14 protein-coding genes are annotated in these 15,199 nt (G+C 49.9%); 13 read left to right on the top strand and 1 reads right to left on the bottom strand.

Annotation, left to right across the window (positions count from 1 at the left end):
• Positions 1-2: 2 nt before the first annotated feature.
• The 3 genes from CLR69_RS06825 (at position 3) to CLR69_RS06815 (ending at position 2,771) form a co-directional block, all read left to right on the top strand.
• A complete protein-coding gene (locus tag CLR69_RS06825) occupies positions 3-758 on the top strand; it encodes a flagellar brake protein (RefSeq protein WP_129704950.1) in 756 nt (251 codons plus the stop codon).
• Positions 759-1,168: 410 nt separating this feature from the next.
• On the top strand, positions 1,169-1,411 hold the full coding sequence (locus CLR69_RS06820) for a hypothetical protein (RefSeq protein WP_129704503.1): 243 nt from the start codon (positions 1,169-1,171) through the stop codon (positions 1,409-1,411).
• Positions 1,401-2,771, top strand: coding sequence for an APC family permease (locus CLR69_RS06815; RefSeq protein WP_129704505.1), 1,371 nt, complete (start codon positions 1,401-1,403; stop codon positions 2,769-2,771). Before CLR69_RS06820 ends, CLR69_RS06815 begins: the two co-directional genes overlap by 11 nt.
• Before the next feature lie 60 nt (positions 2,772-2,831).
• Here CLR69_RS06815 and sbcB read toward each other — a convergent pair whose 3' ends face one another.
• Positions 2,832-4,259, bottom strand: coding sequence for an exodeoxyribonuclease I (gene sbcB, locus CLR69_RS06810; RefSeq protein ID WP_129711438.1), 1,428 nt, complete (start codon positions 4,257-4,259; stop codon positions 2,832-2,834).
• 265 nt (positions 4,260-4,524) lie between these two features.
• On the opposite strand from sbcB, the gene CLR69_RS06805 reads away from it, so the two are divergent.
• The 10 genes from CLR69_RS06805 (at position 4,525) to kdsB (ending at position 15,061) form a co-directional block, all read left to right on the top strand.
• Complete coding sequence (locus CLR69_RS06805; protein ID WP_129711437.1) at positions 4,525-5,475, top strand: siderophore ABC transporter substrate-binding protein; 951 nt, start codon at positions 4,525-4,527, stop codon at positions 5,473-5,475.
• A 21-nt stretch (positions 5,476-5,496) separates the two neighbouring features.
• Positions 5,497-6,456 (top strand): ABC transporter permease, encoded by a 960-nt coding sequence (locus CLR69_RS06800; RefSeq protein WP_129711436.1) that lies wholly within the window; start codon positions 5,497-5,499, stop codon positions 6,454-6,456.
• Entirely contained in the window at positions 6,446-7,453 is a 1,008-nt protein-coding gene (locus CLR69_RS06795) for an iron chelate uptake ABC transporter family permease subunit (protein WP_129711435.1), read from the top strand. The genes CLR69_RS06800 and CLR69_RS06795 overlap by 11 nt, the downstream gene beginning before the upstream one ends.
• Positions 7,450-8,208, top strand: coding sequence for an iron ABC transporter ATP-binding protein (locus CLR69_RS06790; RefSeq protein ID WP_129704515.1), 759 nt, complete (start codon positions 7,450-7,452; stop codon positions 8,206-8,208). Before CLR69_RS06795 ends, CLR69_RS06790 begins: the two co-directional genes overlap by 4 nt.
• A gap of 132 nt (positions 8,209-8,340) precedes the next feature.
• Positions 8,341-8,658 (top strand): PTS system regulator TmaR, encoded by a 318-nt coding sequence (gene tmaR / locus CLR69_RS06785; RefSeq protein WP_005967626.1) that lies wholly within the window; start codon positions 8,341-8,343, stop codon positions 8,656-8,658.
• Between the two features lie 302 nt (positions 8,659-8,960).
• Complete coding sequence (locus CLR69_RS06780; protein ID WP_129711434.1) at positions 8,961-11,234, top strand: ComEC family protein; 2,274 nt, start codon at positions 8,961-8,963, stop codon at positions 11,232-11,234.
• A 37-nt stretch (positions 11,235-11,271) separates the two neighbouring features.
• Positions 11,272-13,020 (top strand): lipid A ABC transporter ATP-binding protein/permease MsbA, encoded by a 1,749-nt coding sequence (gene msbA / locus CLR69_RS06775; RefSeq protein WP_129704952.1) that lies wholly within the window; start codon positions 11,272-11,274, stop codon positions 13,018-13,020.
• A complete protein-coding gene (gene lpxK / locus CLR69_RS06770; RefSeq protein WP_129711433.1) occupies positions 13,017-14,018 on the top strand; it encodes a tetraacyldisaccharide 4'-kinase in 1,002 nt (333 codons plus the stop codon). The genes msbA and lpxK overlap by 4 nt, the downstream gene beginning before the upstream one ends.
• A gap of 111 nt (positions 14,019-14,129) precedes the next feature.
• The gene (locus CLR69_RS06765) at positions 14,130-14,312 is read left to right on the top strand and encodes a Trm112 family protein (RefSeq protein WP_005967647.1); all 183 of its coding nucleotides are present in this window, start codon (positions 14,130-14,132) and stop codon (positions 14,310-14,312) included.
• The gene (gene kdsB, locus CLR69_RS06760) at positions 14,309-15,061 is read left to right on the top strand and encodes a 3-deoxy-manno-octulosonate cytidylyltransferase (protein WP_131534988.1); all 753 of its coding nucleotides are present in this window, start codon (positions 14,309-14,311) and stop codon (positions 15,059-15,061) included. Before CLR69_RS06765 ends, kdsB begins: the two co-directional genes overlap by 4 nt.
• The last annotated feature ends 138 nt before the right edge of the window (positions 15,062-15,199 follow it).

Genomic DNA, 15,199 nt, shown 5'->3' with positions numbered 1-15,199 from the left:
GGATGAAAGCGGTGAATGAAAATTTGAAAGAGCAGTTTGTTAAGCGCAACAAACTGGCTATCTGTGCAACGCTGCGCGAATTAAAGAAGAATGATACGTCTCTGATGGTTCATCATTCTCACGGACAGTTCATCAGTAAAATTCTTGATGTCGTACCCGACAATAACCTATTTGTCTTCGATTTAGGTGGCATTGAACGTGAAAATAGCCGCGCGCTGTATGCGGGCTCGTTGTCTTTCGTTGCAGAACCCGCTGGCGCGAAAGTTGAATTCAATGCCGAAATTGCGAAAACGGTGAATTACGACGGGCTGCCAGCCTTTAGCGCGCAGATTCCCGAACTCCTTTATCTCATTCAGCGCAGAACCTATTTCCGTATTAATACGCCACTGTGGCCGCCATTGACGTGCCGTGGCGAACTGCCGGATGAGAGTGTTTTTACGTTCACCATCAAAGATCTCTCTCTGGGGGGATTGAGCCTCTATACCGACCGTGATACCACCGGGCTCTTGACCGAAGGCGATATCATTAAGAGTGTGGAAATGGATCTTGCTGACCACGGTTTCTTCTGTGTTGATTTACAGTTTGTCGGTCAGGCAATGGTGAAGATCGTCGATAACAAAGGCGAATTGAAACTGACTCAGCGTTTGAGTTTTAAATTCTCTTCGCTGAATGCGACACAGGAACGGGATCTTCAGCAGGTTATTTTTGAGTTGGAAAGATTGCAAAACGAAAAGAAAAAGCGGTTTCAGGAGTTGTAATTTTTAAGGACAACCCTTTGTTTAGGCTTCGCACATAACAGCAACGTTTTTCATTACGACTATTAACGTATTACCCGACTTATTTACTCATAAGTAATGCGAAAGCCAGCGTATAGGCGGCTTGATGCATAGCGGGGATAAATAAATTGTTTCCAACGTTCTCAGAGCCTTGTCAGATGAGATCGTCTGGGGCAGAATACGCGCCTTGCAAAATAACCGACGTCTAATAGCGTCGGTTATTTTTTTACATTTATGCTCGTCATACTTCAGGTTGCAGAGGTATTGGTGTGGTTTTACCTTCTCTCTGTGGCTCAGGTTGGCTGGGTATAGGGTCTTCAACGAAAGAGGCCGGACAACGATCCGGATAGATAATTTTGTGTGTGCCTGTGAGCACAGTGAGGAAAGGAAAGATGGGGCAATTAGCAAGTTTCGCACCGGTGCCCGCCGGTTTGTGCTGCAAAGGTATTGGTTATGGCGCGACGCAGTCGCAAGTTATCTCTGGTGCTGTTACAGCCACCTCTTCTCATCGTGATTCAGGCGAGTCCTGTATCCACCCCCTTATTTTCAGTACGTTCGAGTACCGCTTTAGTGCGTTTACAAACAACAATACCGCGTCTGCCGTAATGAACGGAGGTGTGCGTCATGTCGCTTGATACTCATCTGCCTAATGCTGGCGCCAAACGTACTCAGCTCAAAAGAACGCTCACGCTGTGGCCTGTTGTCATGATGGGGCTGGCGTACATGCAGCCGATGACCATTTTTGATACGTTCGGCATCGTGTCTGGTCTGACTGACGGCCATGTGGCTACCGCTTATGCGTTTGCGCTGGTCGCCATTCTGTTCACGGCGCTAAGCTACGGCAAACTGGTAAAACGTTTCCCGTCCGCTGGTTCAGCTTATACCTATGCGCAAAAAGCGATTAGTCCACACGTTGGGTTTATGGTCGGCTGGTCGTCACTGCTGGACTATCTGTTCATGCCGATGATCAACATTCTGCTGGCGAAAATCTATCTGGAAGCAATCTTCCCAGGTGTTCCATCATGGATTTTTGTGGCGGCGTTAGTCGGGTTGATGACGCTGTTTAACCTGCGTGGCATCAATCTGGTTGCTAACCTGAACTCTATCATCGTGGTGGTGCAGGTTGCCATCATGGCGGTGTTCCTGGGGCTGGTGATTCACGGTGTTTATCTGGGTGAAGGTGCAGGTACATTAACCAGCACACGTCCGTTCTGGTCCGAGAACGCCCATGTCGTCCCCATGATCACGGGCGCGACTATTCTTTGCTTCTCGTTTTTGGGTTTTGACGGCATCAGCTCTCTGTCGGAAGAAACGCAGGATGCAGGCCGAGTGATTCCAAAAGCCATCTTCCTGACGGCGTTGATCGGCGGCGTGATCTTTGTTGCCGTGGCGTATTTCCTGCAACTGTATTTCCCGGATATCTCGCGCTTTAAAGAACCGGACGCCTCTCAGCCAGAAATTATGCTGTACGTGGCGGGTAAATTCTTCCAGTCCGTCATTCTGGTTTTCTCCTGTGTCACCGTGCTGGCATCCGGTATGGCCGCGCACGCGGGCGTGTCTCGCCTGATGTATGTGATGGGTCGTGATGGCGTGTTCCCGGAGCGTTTCTTCGGCTATATCCACCCGAAATGGCGTACGCCGTCTTTGAACGTTTTACTGGTCGGCGTGATTGCACTGTCTGCGGTTTCGTTCGATCTGGTGACGGCAACCGCACTGATTAACTTTGGGGCACTGGTGGCATTTACGTTCGTGAATTTGTCGGTGATTTCACAGTTCTACATTCGTGAGCGCCGTAACCGTACCGTGAAAGACACCATTAACTTCCTCGTGCTGCCCGTGATGGGCGCGCTGACAGTAGGTGCGCTGTGGGTCAATCTGGAAGCTAGCTCAATGACGTTGGGCCTGGTATGGGCAACAATCGGATTGTTATATCTGGCATTTGTGACGCGTAGTTTCCGTCAACCGGTGCCGCAATGTAGCGAAGAGCCGGTGTAAGTCTATTGACGGCTTACTGATGAGAAAAAGCGGAGCCAATGAGCTCCGCTTTTTTATGCCTTATCCCACCAGATCCTGTGCATAAGCGTACAGCGCTTTGAGCTGTGCCATTTTCTCTTTATCATCTTCATGAAGCTGATATAGGTCGCTGAGTTCTGACAGGTAGGCTTGTAAGCGTTCAGACGTAAAGACTGCACGCCGATGCTGTAACCAGCGCTGCTGTTCGCTGTCGTCCAGCGTACCGGGGAAATTGCGGGCGCGGTAACGGAAAAACAGCGGCTCCAGACGATTGTCGGCAAACGTGAGATCTAGTGCGGGGAGATTCTGCGGTGCTGTCTCCTGAATAATTTTCATCGCCATGCGATCGGCATCACCAAAGAAGCCGTCATAAAGCCGTAAATCGACATCCTCAGATGCGGCGAAAGCGGGAGCATCGGCAAACAGCTCTACCACTTTTTCCCTGACGCTTGCGTGATTACGCAGCAGTTCCAGATTATCCAAACAGCGTTGACGATCGATACCCAACCTTGCCGCATCTTCCGGTCGTAAAGTATTGGCTGGTGCTAATACCGGGCATTTATTGATGTGTACCAGTTTGAGCGGAACGGCGCTCTGATCGGTAGCCAGGGCATCCCGGCGCGTATATAAGCGTTCACGTAATGCCTCGCTATCCAACTCTAGCAGCGGTGTCATATCGCCAGCCAGATCGCACATGATGACCGCATTACGGTTATCCGGGTGCCAGGCGAGCGGCACAACCCAACTGGTGTTGCTCCTTGCTGCGCCAAACATGCCGGAAACGTGAACGAGCGGCTTCATTTGCGGGATATCAATCAGCGCGGAGATTTTGTTTTTATTACGTAGTGGGAACAGATATTCAAACAGCTTGGGCTGTGCCTGTTTGAATAGTTTCGCCATCGCAATAGTGGCATAGACGTCGGACATTGCATCATGCGCCTGCTCGTGCGATATACCGTTGGCTTTCGTCAGATGTTCAAGGCGGAAACTGGGCAAACCGTCATCATTTTCTGGCCAGACGATGCCTTCCGGTCGCAGGGCATAGCAGGCGCGTAGTGCATCCAGCAAATCCCAACGAGAATTGCCGTTCTGCCAGCTATAGGCATAAGGATCGTAGAAGTTACGATAGAAAATATTGCGGCTGACTTCATCATCAAAACGAATGTTGTTGTAGCCCATAATGCAGGTGCCGGGCACGCTAAATGCGTCGTGGATCTGACGGGCGAACTCTGCTTCATTGACACCTTTTGCCAGCGCGACCTGCGGAGTGATTCCGGTGATCATTACCGCTTCGGGTTCTGGCAGGTAATCATCCGCCGGACGACAATAAATGACCAGTGGCTCACCGATAATATTGAAGTCCATATCGGTGCGGACGCCAGCAAACTGCGCGGGGCGATCGCGCGCGGGATGTTTGCCAAATGTCTCGTAATCATGAATGAAAAAAGTGGGTTGTGTTTTATCGGCCATATATGCAGTTAGCTACGTGTACGCGCTGAGCCTGACGTCAGGCAAAACAGACTGGAAAACAGCAAGGATACCATCTAATCGACCTTTCTGTGGCGCTTTCCTGATTTGCACCACTTCCCTGACTTACATCAATAGGAAGGAAGACATAATCACTAGGCATGTGTGTGTCCATTCGGTTACACTTTTTGTTTTAATGCGAATGATAATTAAATTCGATTTTTTGCAAAATTATCTCAAGGCATAATTTCGATAAAAGGAGAAAGAAATGCGGTTTCCCTCGATGATAAAAATGACGCTGCTGGCTTCCGCGCTAGTGGTGGCTGGCTGCGATCAGTCTGATTCAACACCTGTTGCAAGCAAAACGGTAGCGATCGAACATACAAAAGGTGTGACGCAGGTCCCTGTGAATCCGAAAAAAGTCATCGTGTTTGATACCGCTATTCTGGATACGATGACCGCGCTGAATATTGAGGTTGCAGGCGTGCCGCAGGGTGACGCCAAAATCTTTCCAGATGTCCTTGCTCAATATCGTGACAGCAAATACTTGAATGCGGGCACGCTATTTGAACCGAATTATGAAGCGATTAGCAGTGCCGCTCCCGATTTGATTATTGGCGGTGGTCGTGCTCGTGATGCCTATGACAAATTAAATGCTATTGCTCCGACGATCGCACTGGATATAGATGATCACCAATTCATGACCAGTTTCACGCAGCGAGTCGAACAACTGGGGGAGATTTTTAGCAAGCAAGACGAAGCTAAAGCCAAGCTGGATGATTTTAAACAGCGCATCGCTCAAACGCGTGAAAAAGCTGATAAAGCGGGGACTGCACTATTGGTGATGGTGACTGGCGGCAAAATGTCGGCATACGGCCCGAAATCTCGTTTCGGCTTTGTATTTGATGAATTGGGATTTAAACCTGCAACGGAGTTTCCTGATTCCGGTCGTCACGGTAATGTCGTGACGTCTGAACTTCTGTTAAGTGCTAACCCGGATTGGCTATTTGTTTTCGATCGTGATAGCGCCATTGGTAACCAGAAGGAAGGGCAATCAGCAAAACAGGTTCTGGATAACCCATTGGTGAATAAAACCAATGCCTGGCAGAACAACCGTGTCATTTACCTTGATTCTTCTTCGATTTACATCGCTGGTGGTCTGCAAAGCTATCTGCGTATGATCGATGATGTCAATAAAGCACTTGATGCCAAACCCTAAGACCGCATCGTGACCTCGGTGATGAAAACGTTTTATTTTTCGGTGGGTATCATCTCCATGTTGGGGATGATTACCACCAGTCTGTTTATTGGGGCAGGGCAAGTCACGTTCGATGCGGTATGGACCGACCCGATGATGCGTGACATTTTCTTTATCAGCCGCGTTCCGCGTACGCTGGCACTGCTGTTGGCTGGGAGTGCCATGAGCGTTGCCGGATTGATCATGCAACTGCTTACGCAGAACCGTTTTGTCGAACCTTCACTGGCTGGTACAACCCAGTCAGCGGGGTTTGGATTACTGGTTGTGATGGTGATCGCGCCTTCGGCTTCCCTGATGGTGAAAATGGTTGTTGCCAGCGTGTTTGCGATGGTTGGCACATTACTGTTCATGATGCTGTTACGGCGTATTGTTCTCAAATCAGCATTGGTGGTACCGCTGGTTGGGATCATGCTGGGGTCGGTCATCGGTGCGGTAACCACATTCGGCGCAATGCATTATGACTTGCTACAGTCGCTTGGCAGTTGGGAAGCGGGAGATTTTTCCGGCATTTTACAAGGGCGTTATGAACTGCTCTGGCTGGTAGGGATCCTCACGTTATTGGCGTGTTGGACAGCAGATCGCTTTACCGTTGCTGGAATGGGGCGTGAGTTCTCTGTCAATGTCGGCCTGAACTATCGAAAGGTTATGCTGCTGGGGCTTTCCATCATCGCGGTGATTAGCGGTGTCGTCGTCGTCGTTGTGGGCGCATTGCCGTTTCTGGGGCTGATTGTGCCAAACCTCATCAGTATGTTGATGGGCGATAACGTACGGAAGACTATCCCTTGGGTCTGTTTGCTCGGCGGAGGGCTCGTGCTGCTGTGCGATATCATTGGCCGTGTGGTGCGTTATCCGTTCGAGATCCCGGTTAGTGTTATTCTGGGCGTGATTGGTGCCGTCGTGTTCCTTCTCCTGTTGTTGAGTCAGAAACGTCATGTCAGTTAATGAATTCAAAGTTGATACCCACGCTGCCACTGCGCCCGTGGCGCATAGCACGGTGCCTTATCGGCGTTTGTGGTGGCTGGGGGCGGTGGCATTAGCGACAATCGTAGTGTTCATGACCATCAACCTGGGCGGTAACCTGCGCTACATCCTGATACACCGCAGTTTGATTTTATCCACGATGGTATTGGTGGCGTTTGCCGCTGGCGTGTCAACAGTACTGTTTCAGACGGTGACTAATAACCGCATTCTCACGCCGTCTATCATGGGGTTTGAGGCGTTGTTTGTCCTGCTGCAAACCGCGGTTCTGTTTTTCTTTGGAGTACAAGGCATTACGGCGGTTGGTGTCAGTGGCAAGTTTATCCTCGAAGCGTTGCTACTGGTGATCTTTTCCTCATTACTCTATCGCGGCCTGTTTACCGGGCGTCACAGTAATCTCCACCTGGTTCTGCTGGTTGGCATCATCTGTGGCACATTGTTTCGCAGCGCCTCCAGCCTGATGCAACGACTCCTGACGCCCAGTGAATTTGCGGTACTGCAAGGCCGAATGTTTGCCACCTTTACTCGTGCCGCACCGGAACTGATTGCGCTCTCTGCTGTGATCATACTGATTGTTGCCCTGTATGTGTGGCGCTTGCGTTTCCAACTGGATGTGCTTGCGTTGGGAAAAAACACGGCGATTAATCTGGGTATTGCTTACAAACGCCATGTGACAGTAGTGCTGTTGTTGGTGTCAGTGCTCGTTGCTATTTCGACGGCGCTGGTAGGTCCGTTAACCTTTTTAGGATTTATGGTGGCGAACTTAGCCTACCTGATCGCCGGTTCCAGTCAGCACCGTATTTTGCTGCCTACTGCATTTTTGCTTGGCATTATCGCGTTAGTGGGTGGGCAGTTGATTCTTGAACACCTGTTAGGTATGGCTGGGGCGCTATCTGTTGTACTCGAGTTTATCGGTGGGTCGCTGTTTATTGTGTTGCTACTGAAAAAGGTTTCCGTGTGATTGAGATCGGCAATGTAACTAAAACGTATAATAACGTGACAGTATTGAATGATGTCACGGCGACGGTGCCTCGTGGTGGCGTCACGTCGATTATCGGCCCAAATGGTGCAGGGAAGTCGACATTGTTGTCTATCATCAGCCGCCTGCTGGATGCAGACCGTGGGCAGGTAAAAGTTAACGGCATGGATGTGATGACAACGCCAAGCGATAAGCTGGCGACGTGTTTGTCTGTGCTACGGCAGGAAAATCAGTTTACCAGTCGCTTAACGGTGGCAGAACTGGTGGGTTTTGGACGCTACCCTTATACCAAAGGGCGACTGAATGCGGATGACCACGAACGCATCAGTGCTGCGCTGGCTTTCCTCAACTTGACCGAGCTGAAAGATCGGTTTTTAGATGAGCTTTCCGGCGGGCAGCGGCAGCGGGCCTATGTTGCGATGGTGCTGTGTCAGGATACGGAGTATGTGTTACTGGATGAGCCGCTGAATAATCTGGATATGAAACATGCCGTGGCGATGATGAAGCAGATTCGTCGTGCAGCCGATGAATTAGGTAAGACTATCGTTCTGGTTATCCACGATATCAACTTTGCTTCTGCCTATTCGGACTACATTATTGCTATGCGCAAAGGGCAGATTATCTACACCGGAAAGCCAAAAGACATCATGGTATCCGATGTGCTGGAAGATATCTTCGATACAGAAGTGGCCATTGAAGAGGTTCATAACCAACGCATCGCCGTATATTACCGCTAATAGTTTGGTGACAGAGTATCCGCTTAGCGATGCGTTAGCGCAAAGGGCGTAAGCACTGCTTGAAAGACGCTGGGTATAACCTGTATGGTGAATGCATAAGAATTTATGTATGACTTAAGGTAAGGGCTAAAGATGGATAAGGACACTAAGCCGTGTTTCCAGGATGTGCTGGAATTCGTGCGCATGTTTCGTCGTAAAAACAAGCTTCAGCGTGAAATTGTCGACAACGAAAAGAAAATTCGTGATAACCAGAAGCGTGTTCTGCTGCTGGACAACTTGAGCGAATATCTTAAACCTGGCATGTCGATTGAGGACGTGCAAAATATTATCGCCAACATGCGTGGTGATTATGAAGACCGCGTTGATGACTACATCATTAAGAACGCTGACCTGTCGAAAGAACGTCGTGAGCTGTCTAAAAAGCTGAAAGCGATGGGCGAAGTTAAGTAACTCAACGCACTGTTTTCTATTATGAAAGGATCGCTTAGGCGGTCCTTTTTCTTTTGATCTCTAATCGCCGCATGATTCTCCTTTTCCTGCTTAAGCCATTTTTCAGTCAATAGTGACTACATTGAACACCTGAAAAACTGGAGTCCAGCTCGCGCGCTGCATGTCACTTTTTGCAATGTAGCTGTTTTATTGCGAAGCCTTTTCCTACCTGAGTTTCTCGTGCTGTTGCATCAGCCTGAGTTACTGCAACATTTCAGCGCTAATCACAGGGAAAGAGGAAAGGTGCATCATGGTAATCGGCGATGTCGGTAAATAGTCTGGCTTGGGCGAGCGTATTAGGCATCCTGCCGCTGCTATTTTTACCGCAGATTCCTACGCTAACGCCGCTGTGGTGGGGCGTAGTGGTATCGACCTGCGTGATGTTAGTGGGATATCGTCATGCGGAGATACGCTTTGTGGCTCTTGTTGCCATGAGTTTTTGCTGGGCCTCGTTGAATGCTCAAACACTGCTATTGCAGATTGAACGCTTCACGCAGGGTTCGGTTAATACCGTTGTGACGATAAGTAGCATACGGTTTAGTGAACACGATGACACCTCGATCATGGTGCGGTTGGAGGAGATTAATCAGCGTAGGATCTTCCCTCCGCTATATGCCCAACTGACCTTATCACCCACTATGGAAAACTGGTGCGGTGGCCAACGTTGGGCGATCACGGCCAATTTTCGCCCCATTCATAGCCGACTAAATGAAGGCGGTTTTGACAGTCAACGCTGGGCGATGGCTAAACGGCAACCATTATCAGGCCGTGTGTTAACGGCAAATGTGCTTGATGGTCACTGTGATTTTCGCCAACGAACGATCGCGCAGGCGGAGCAGCAGGTGCAAGGATTGTCGTGGCGTTCTATTTTACTGGCGCTGACGTTTGGTGAGATGAAAACAGTTAGCCCAGAACTCAAAGCGCTTCTTCAGAATACCGGGACGATGCATCTGATGGCGATCTCTGGCCTCCATATTGTGCTCGCGGGTCTGGTTGGTTGGGGAATGGCGCGCTGCTTACAGTATGGTTTTCCCGTATCGCTGATTGGCTATCGTTTCCCATTACTGATGAGCACGGTAGCTGCATGGGGATATGTCTGGTTGGCAGGAGGAAATCCACCGGCGGTGCGATCGGCACTAGCGCTTAGCGTATGGGCCTGCCTAAAAATGCACAACATCACCTGCTCAGCATGGCAGGTCTGGCTATGGTGTGTCGCGTTGATTCTGGTCAGCGATCCGCTGAGTGTACTGTCAGACAGCTTTTGGCTATCTTGCCTGGCGGTAGCATCGCTGATTTTCTGGTTTCAATGGGCACCACTTCCTCATCGGCTACAGATCGAGAAGCGCTGGTTCTGGTTGAGTTGGGTCCATCTGCAAACTGGAATTACGTTGCTATTAATGCCCTTGCAACTGCATATTTTCCACGGTTTTAGCATCACCTCTCTGCCCGCAAACCTCTGGGCAGTGCCGTTGGTGTCCTTCGTTACCACGCCACTCATTTTGCTGGCATTGAGCACTATCGCATTCTCTCCGCTGAGTGAAATTTTGTGGTGGTTAGCGGACATTTCTCTGTGTGTGGTATTCGCACCGCTGACTTATCTACAGACGGGATGGATTTATCTTGATGCGTCGCTGCTGCTAGCGAGCGTCGCGGGGTGGGGAGCTGTTGTGATATGGCGTTTTAGCTGGTGGCGAATTTATCCCGTGAGTGTTGGTGTTTTGATTCTGGTTTTATTGGTTTTTCGCATAAAGAGTGATGAGCCGGATTGGCGTGTGGACATGCTGGATGTCGGCCACGGTCTGGCAATCGTGATCGAACAGCATGGGAAGGCGGTGTTATACGATACGGGAAATCGCTGGGAAGGGGGAGACATGGCGACGCGAGAAATCTTACCTTACCTACGATGGCGAGGTGTGGACGTGGAAAGCATTATCCTGAGCCACAGCCATATGGATCATATCGGGGGGCTAGAGACGCTACAGGCAGCTTACCCTAAAGTAACGATATATAGCGCGATAAAATCGATAAGCCATCGTCCCTGTCTACGCGGAGAGCATTGGCGTTGGCAGGGGTTAAGTTTTACCGTTCTGTGGCCGTTAGCACTCGTCGGACGAGCAGAAAATAATGACTCCTGCGTTATCCGCGTCGATGATGGGAAATACAGCGTCTTGTTGACTGGCGATCTGGAGGCTGATGCAGAAAAAGCGTTGATGAAGTTAGATCGCAGTGTACTGCATGCGAATTTGTTACAAATCCCCCATCATGGCAGTAAGACCTCATCGTCACCTCCCTTTATTCGTGCTGTTAATGCTGAGTTGGCTATGGCCTCGGCAGCACGCTATAACCCTTGGCGGCTGCCTGCAGTAAAGATAGTCGAGAGATATCGGCAACATGGTTACTCATGGCTGGATACTGCATCATTCGGGCAGTTAAGTGCTCGTTTTTTCAGCGATTCATGGCGTGTTCTACGGTTCAGGGATCACATATCGCCGCGTTGGTATCATCAGTGGTTTGGCGTTGAGCGGTATAATGAGTAAAATGGTCGGCTATTTATTCCCGCTTCAGGTTTATTACATGCTGAATGATAAAGATCTCTCCACCTGGCAGACGTTTCGCCGCCTATGGCCGATGATCTCTCCTTTTAAAGCAGGGCTTGCTGTTGCTGCAATCGCACTCATTATTAATGCGGCTGGCGATACACTCATGCTTTCACTGCTAAAACCATTACTGGATGAAGGATTCGGCAAAACCGATCGTTCGGTATTACTCTGGATGCCGCTGGTTGTCATTGGGCTGATGTTAGTGAGGGGGGCGTCGGGTTTTGTCTCCAGCTACTGCGTTTCTTGGGTTTCTGGCAAAGTGGTGATGAATATGCGTCGCCGACTTTTCTCTCATATTATGGGGATGCCGGTCGCGTTCTTTGATCAACAGTCAACAGGAACGCTTTTATCTCGTATCACCTATGATTCTGAGCAGGTTGCGTCTTCGTCATCTGGTGCGTTGATTACCGTTGTCAGAGAAGGGGCATCGATTATTGGCCTGTTCGTTCTGATGTTCTACTACAGTTGGCAGTTGTCCATCATCCTGATTGTTATTGCGCCGATTGTATCGATCGCCATGCGCCTGGTATCCAAACGGTTCCGCAATATCAGTAAAAACATGCAGGATACGATGGGGCACGTCACCACCAGCACGGAGCAAATGCTTAAGGGCCATAAAGAAGTGCTGATGTTTGGTGGGCAAGAAGTGGAAACCAAACGTTTCGATCAGGTCAGTAACCGCATGCGTCAGCAGGGCATGAAAATGGTATCTGCCTCGTCAATTTCTGACCCTATCATTCAGTTGATTGCTTCACTGGCGCTGGCGTTTGTATTGTATGCTGCCAGCTTCCCTAGCGTAATGGAGACGTTAACAGCCGGGACGATCACTGTAGTGTTCTCTTCCATGATCGCGCTGATGCGTCCATTAAAATCACTGACTAACGTGAATGCACAGTTCCAGCGTGGTATGGCCGCGTGCCAAACGCTGTTCGCCATTCTAGACATGGAACAGGAACGTGACACGGGCAAACTAGAAATCAAACGTGCGAAAGGTGAACTCGAATTCCGTCAGGTGAATTTTGCCTATCCGGCAAGAGAAAATCTGACGCTGAAGAATATCAATCTGCATATCCCCGTGGGTAAAACGGTAGCGTTGGTTGGCCGTTCTGGTTCAGGCAAATCGACCATTGCCAGTTTGATCACGCGTTTTTACGATATTCAGTCAGGTGAAATTCTGCTTGATGGCCATGATTTACGCGAGTATCGCTTGTCTTCTTTGCGTAATCAGGTGGCGCTGGTTTCTCAAAACGTCCATCTGTTCAACGATACGATAGCGAACAATATCGCTTATGCTCGCAACGAACACTATAGCCGTGAGGAAATTGAGCGCGCTGCAAAAATGGCGTATGCGATGGACTTCATCAATAAGATGGAGAACGGTCTGGATACGGTCATTGGTGAAAACGGCGTGATGCTTTCTGGCGGACAGCGACAGCGTATTGCGATTGCCCGAGCGTTGCTGCGCGATAGCCCGATCCTGATACTGGATGAGGCCACGTCGGCGCTGGATACTGAATCTGAACGTGCGATTCAGGCTGCGTTAGACGAACTGCAAAAAGATCGTACCGCGCTGGTGATTGCACACCGCCTTTCCACAATAGAAAAAGCGGATGAGATTCTGGTCGTTGAAGATGGCAGAATCATTGAGCGAGGTAACCATACCGCGCTACTGGCAGCTAACGGTGCCTATGCTCAGCTACATAAAATGCAGTTTGGCGAATGATTGAGCGTATCTGGTCCGGGCAATCGCGTCTCTATTGGCTGTTACTGCCGCTTTCGTGGCTGTACGGACTTATCACTTTTCTGATCCGCCAGAGCTATCGGTTCGGGTGGCGGAAAAGCTGGTGCTCTCCCGTACCCATCGTGGTCGTAGGCAACTTGACGGCAGGTGGCAATGGGAAAACCCCTGTAGTCATTTGGCTTGTCGAACAATTGCAGCGTAGGGGCTATCGTGTCGGGGTGGTATCACGTGGTTACGGTGGAAAAGCTGAATGCTATCCACTGCTGCTGGATGAGACGGTGACGACGGCGCAGGCAGGTGATGAGCCGGTGCTCATTTTCCAACGTTCGGGTGCGCCAGTTGCGGTTGCCCCACGTCGTGCGGAGGCTGTGAGCGCGTTATTGGCACGGCATACTCTAGATGTGGTGATCACAGACGATGGATTACAGCATTATGCTTTAGCAAGAGATATCGAACTGGTCGTGATTGACGGAATGCGGCGTTTTGGCAACGGGTGGTGGCTGCCCGCAGGGCCGATGCGGGAAAGAGAAAGTCGCCTGGCATCGGTAGATGCCGTCATTGTTAACGGCGGTATTCCGCGACCAACCGAAATAGGGATGACATTAACGGCAGGTATGGCAGTTAACTTACTGTCAGGTGAATCCCGACCACTTAGCCAGTTGCATGATGTGGTTGCGATGGCGGGTATCGGACATCCTCCTCGTTTTTTTGCTACGCTGCGTGATGCTGGCGTCAGTATTGCACGCGAAGTCGCCTTTGCCGATCATCAATCGTATCAATCAGAACAGCTTGAATCGCTGACACAAGATGCGACGCAGCCGTTGCTGATGACGGAAAAAGATGCCGTAAAATGTAAGGTGTTCGCGCAGAGTAACTGGTGGTATCTGCCCGTAGATGCCGTGCTTGCTGAACCCCAAGGAGCACAGTTGCTCGACAAACTGGAAAATATGCTTAAGCAACATGTTGGTAGCAGAACGTAAGTCGGCCAGTATCACGATTTTAGATATCCACGTGAGAGCATTGCCTTATTAGATCGCTGCCATAGCGAGAAAGAACATGCCGGTCATCGATCGGCCAAAGATGGAGGAAGCATGGATCACCGTTTACTTGAGATTGTTGCCTGTCCTGTTTGTAATGGTCGGCTGTATTTTAATAAAGAGAAACTGGAGTTGATATGTAAGGTCGATGGGTTGGCCTATCCAGTTCGTGATGGTATCCCCGTGCTGCTGGAAAATGAGGCGCGTAAACTCGGAGCTGATGAGATAACACAATGACCTTTACTGTGATCATCCCAGCGCGCTTTGCGTCAAGCCGACTGCCGGGTAAACCGCTGGCAGACATCAACGGTAAACCGATGGTCGTTCATGTGATGGAACGAGCACAGGAATCCGGGGCACAGCGCGTCATTGTTGCCACCGATCATCCTGACGTCGAGGTTGCCGTACGACATGCCGGTGGTGAGGTGTGCCTGACTCGTGCCGATCATAATTCTGGCACCGAACGTCTGGCTGAGGTCATCGAGCGCTACGGCTTTACCGATGATGACATCATTGTTAACGTTCAGGGCGATGAACCACTCATTCCTTCCGTTATCATTCGTCAGGTGGCGGAAAATCTTGCAGCCAGTAAAGCAGGAATGGCGACACTGGCCGTGCCGATTGAAACCAGCGAAGAAGCATTTAATCCGAATGCAGTAAAAGTGGTGACTGATGCTGAGGGATACGCGCTGTATTTTTCTCGAGCGACGATTCCCTGGGACAGAGAGCGTTTTGCTCAGTCGAAGGAAACCATTGGCGATCATTTTCTGCGTCATATCGGTATCTATGCCTACCGTGCAGGTTTTGTTCGTCGTTATGTCACATGGGCCCCGAGCCAACTGGAGAAAATCGAATTACTAGAGCAACTGCGTGTGCTGTGGTACGGCGAGAAAATTCATGTTGCGGTCGCTAAAGCTATTCCTAGCGTCGGTGTTGATACGCCAGAAGATCTGACCCGTGTGCGACAAGTCATGGCCGATCAGTAAAACATATTACACTAATCTGCTATGAGTATTTCATGGGTATCTATTCTTGACGGAATAGAGGCCCATGGAATTCTTCTTAATACCACTACTTTATTTTTAAATTATTTAGCACTTATTTAGATAACTATATCCTAAATA

Origin of the sequence: Pectobacterium zantedeschiae, from assembly GCF_004137795.1 — a bacterium.
GTDB lineage: Bacteria > Pseudomonadota > Gammaproteobacteria > Enterobacterales > Enterobacteriaceae > Pectobacterium > Pectobacterium zantedeschiae.
Note: the sequence above shows the minus strand (reverse complement) of the source record. Positions and strands in the feature narration are given on the sequence as shown.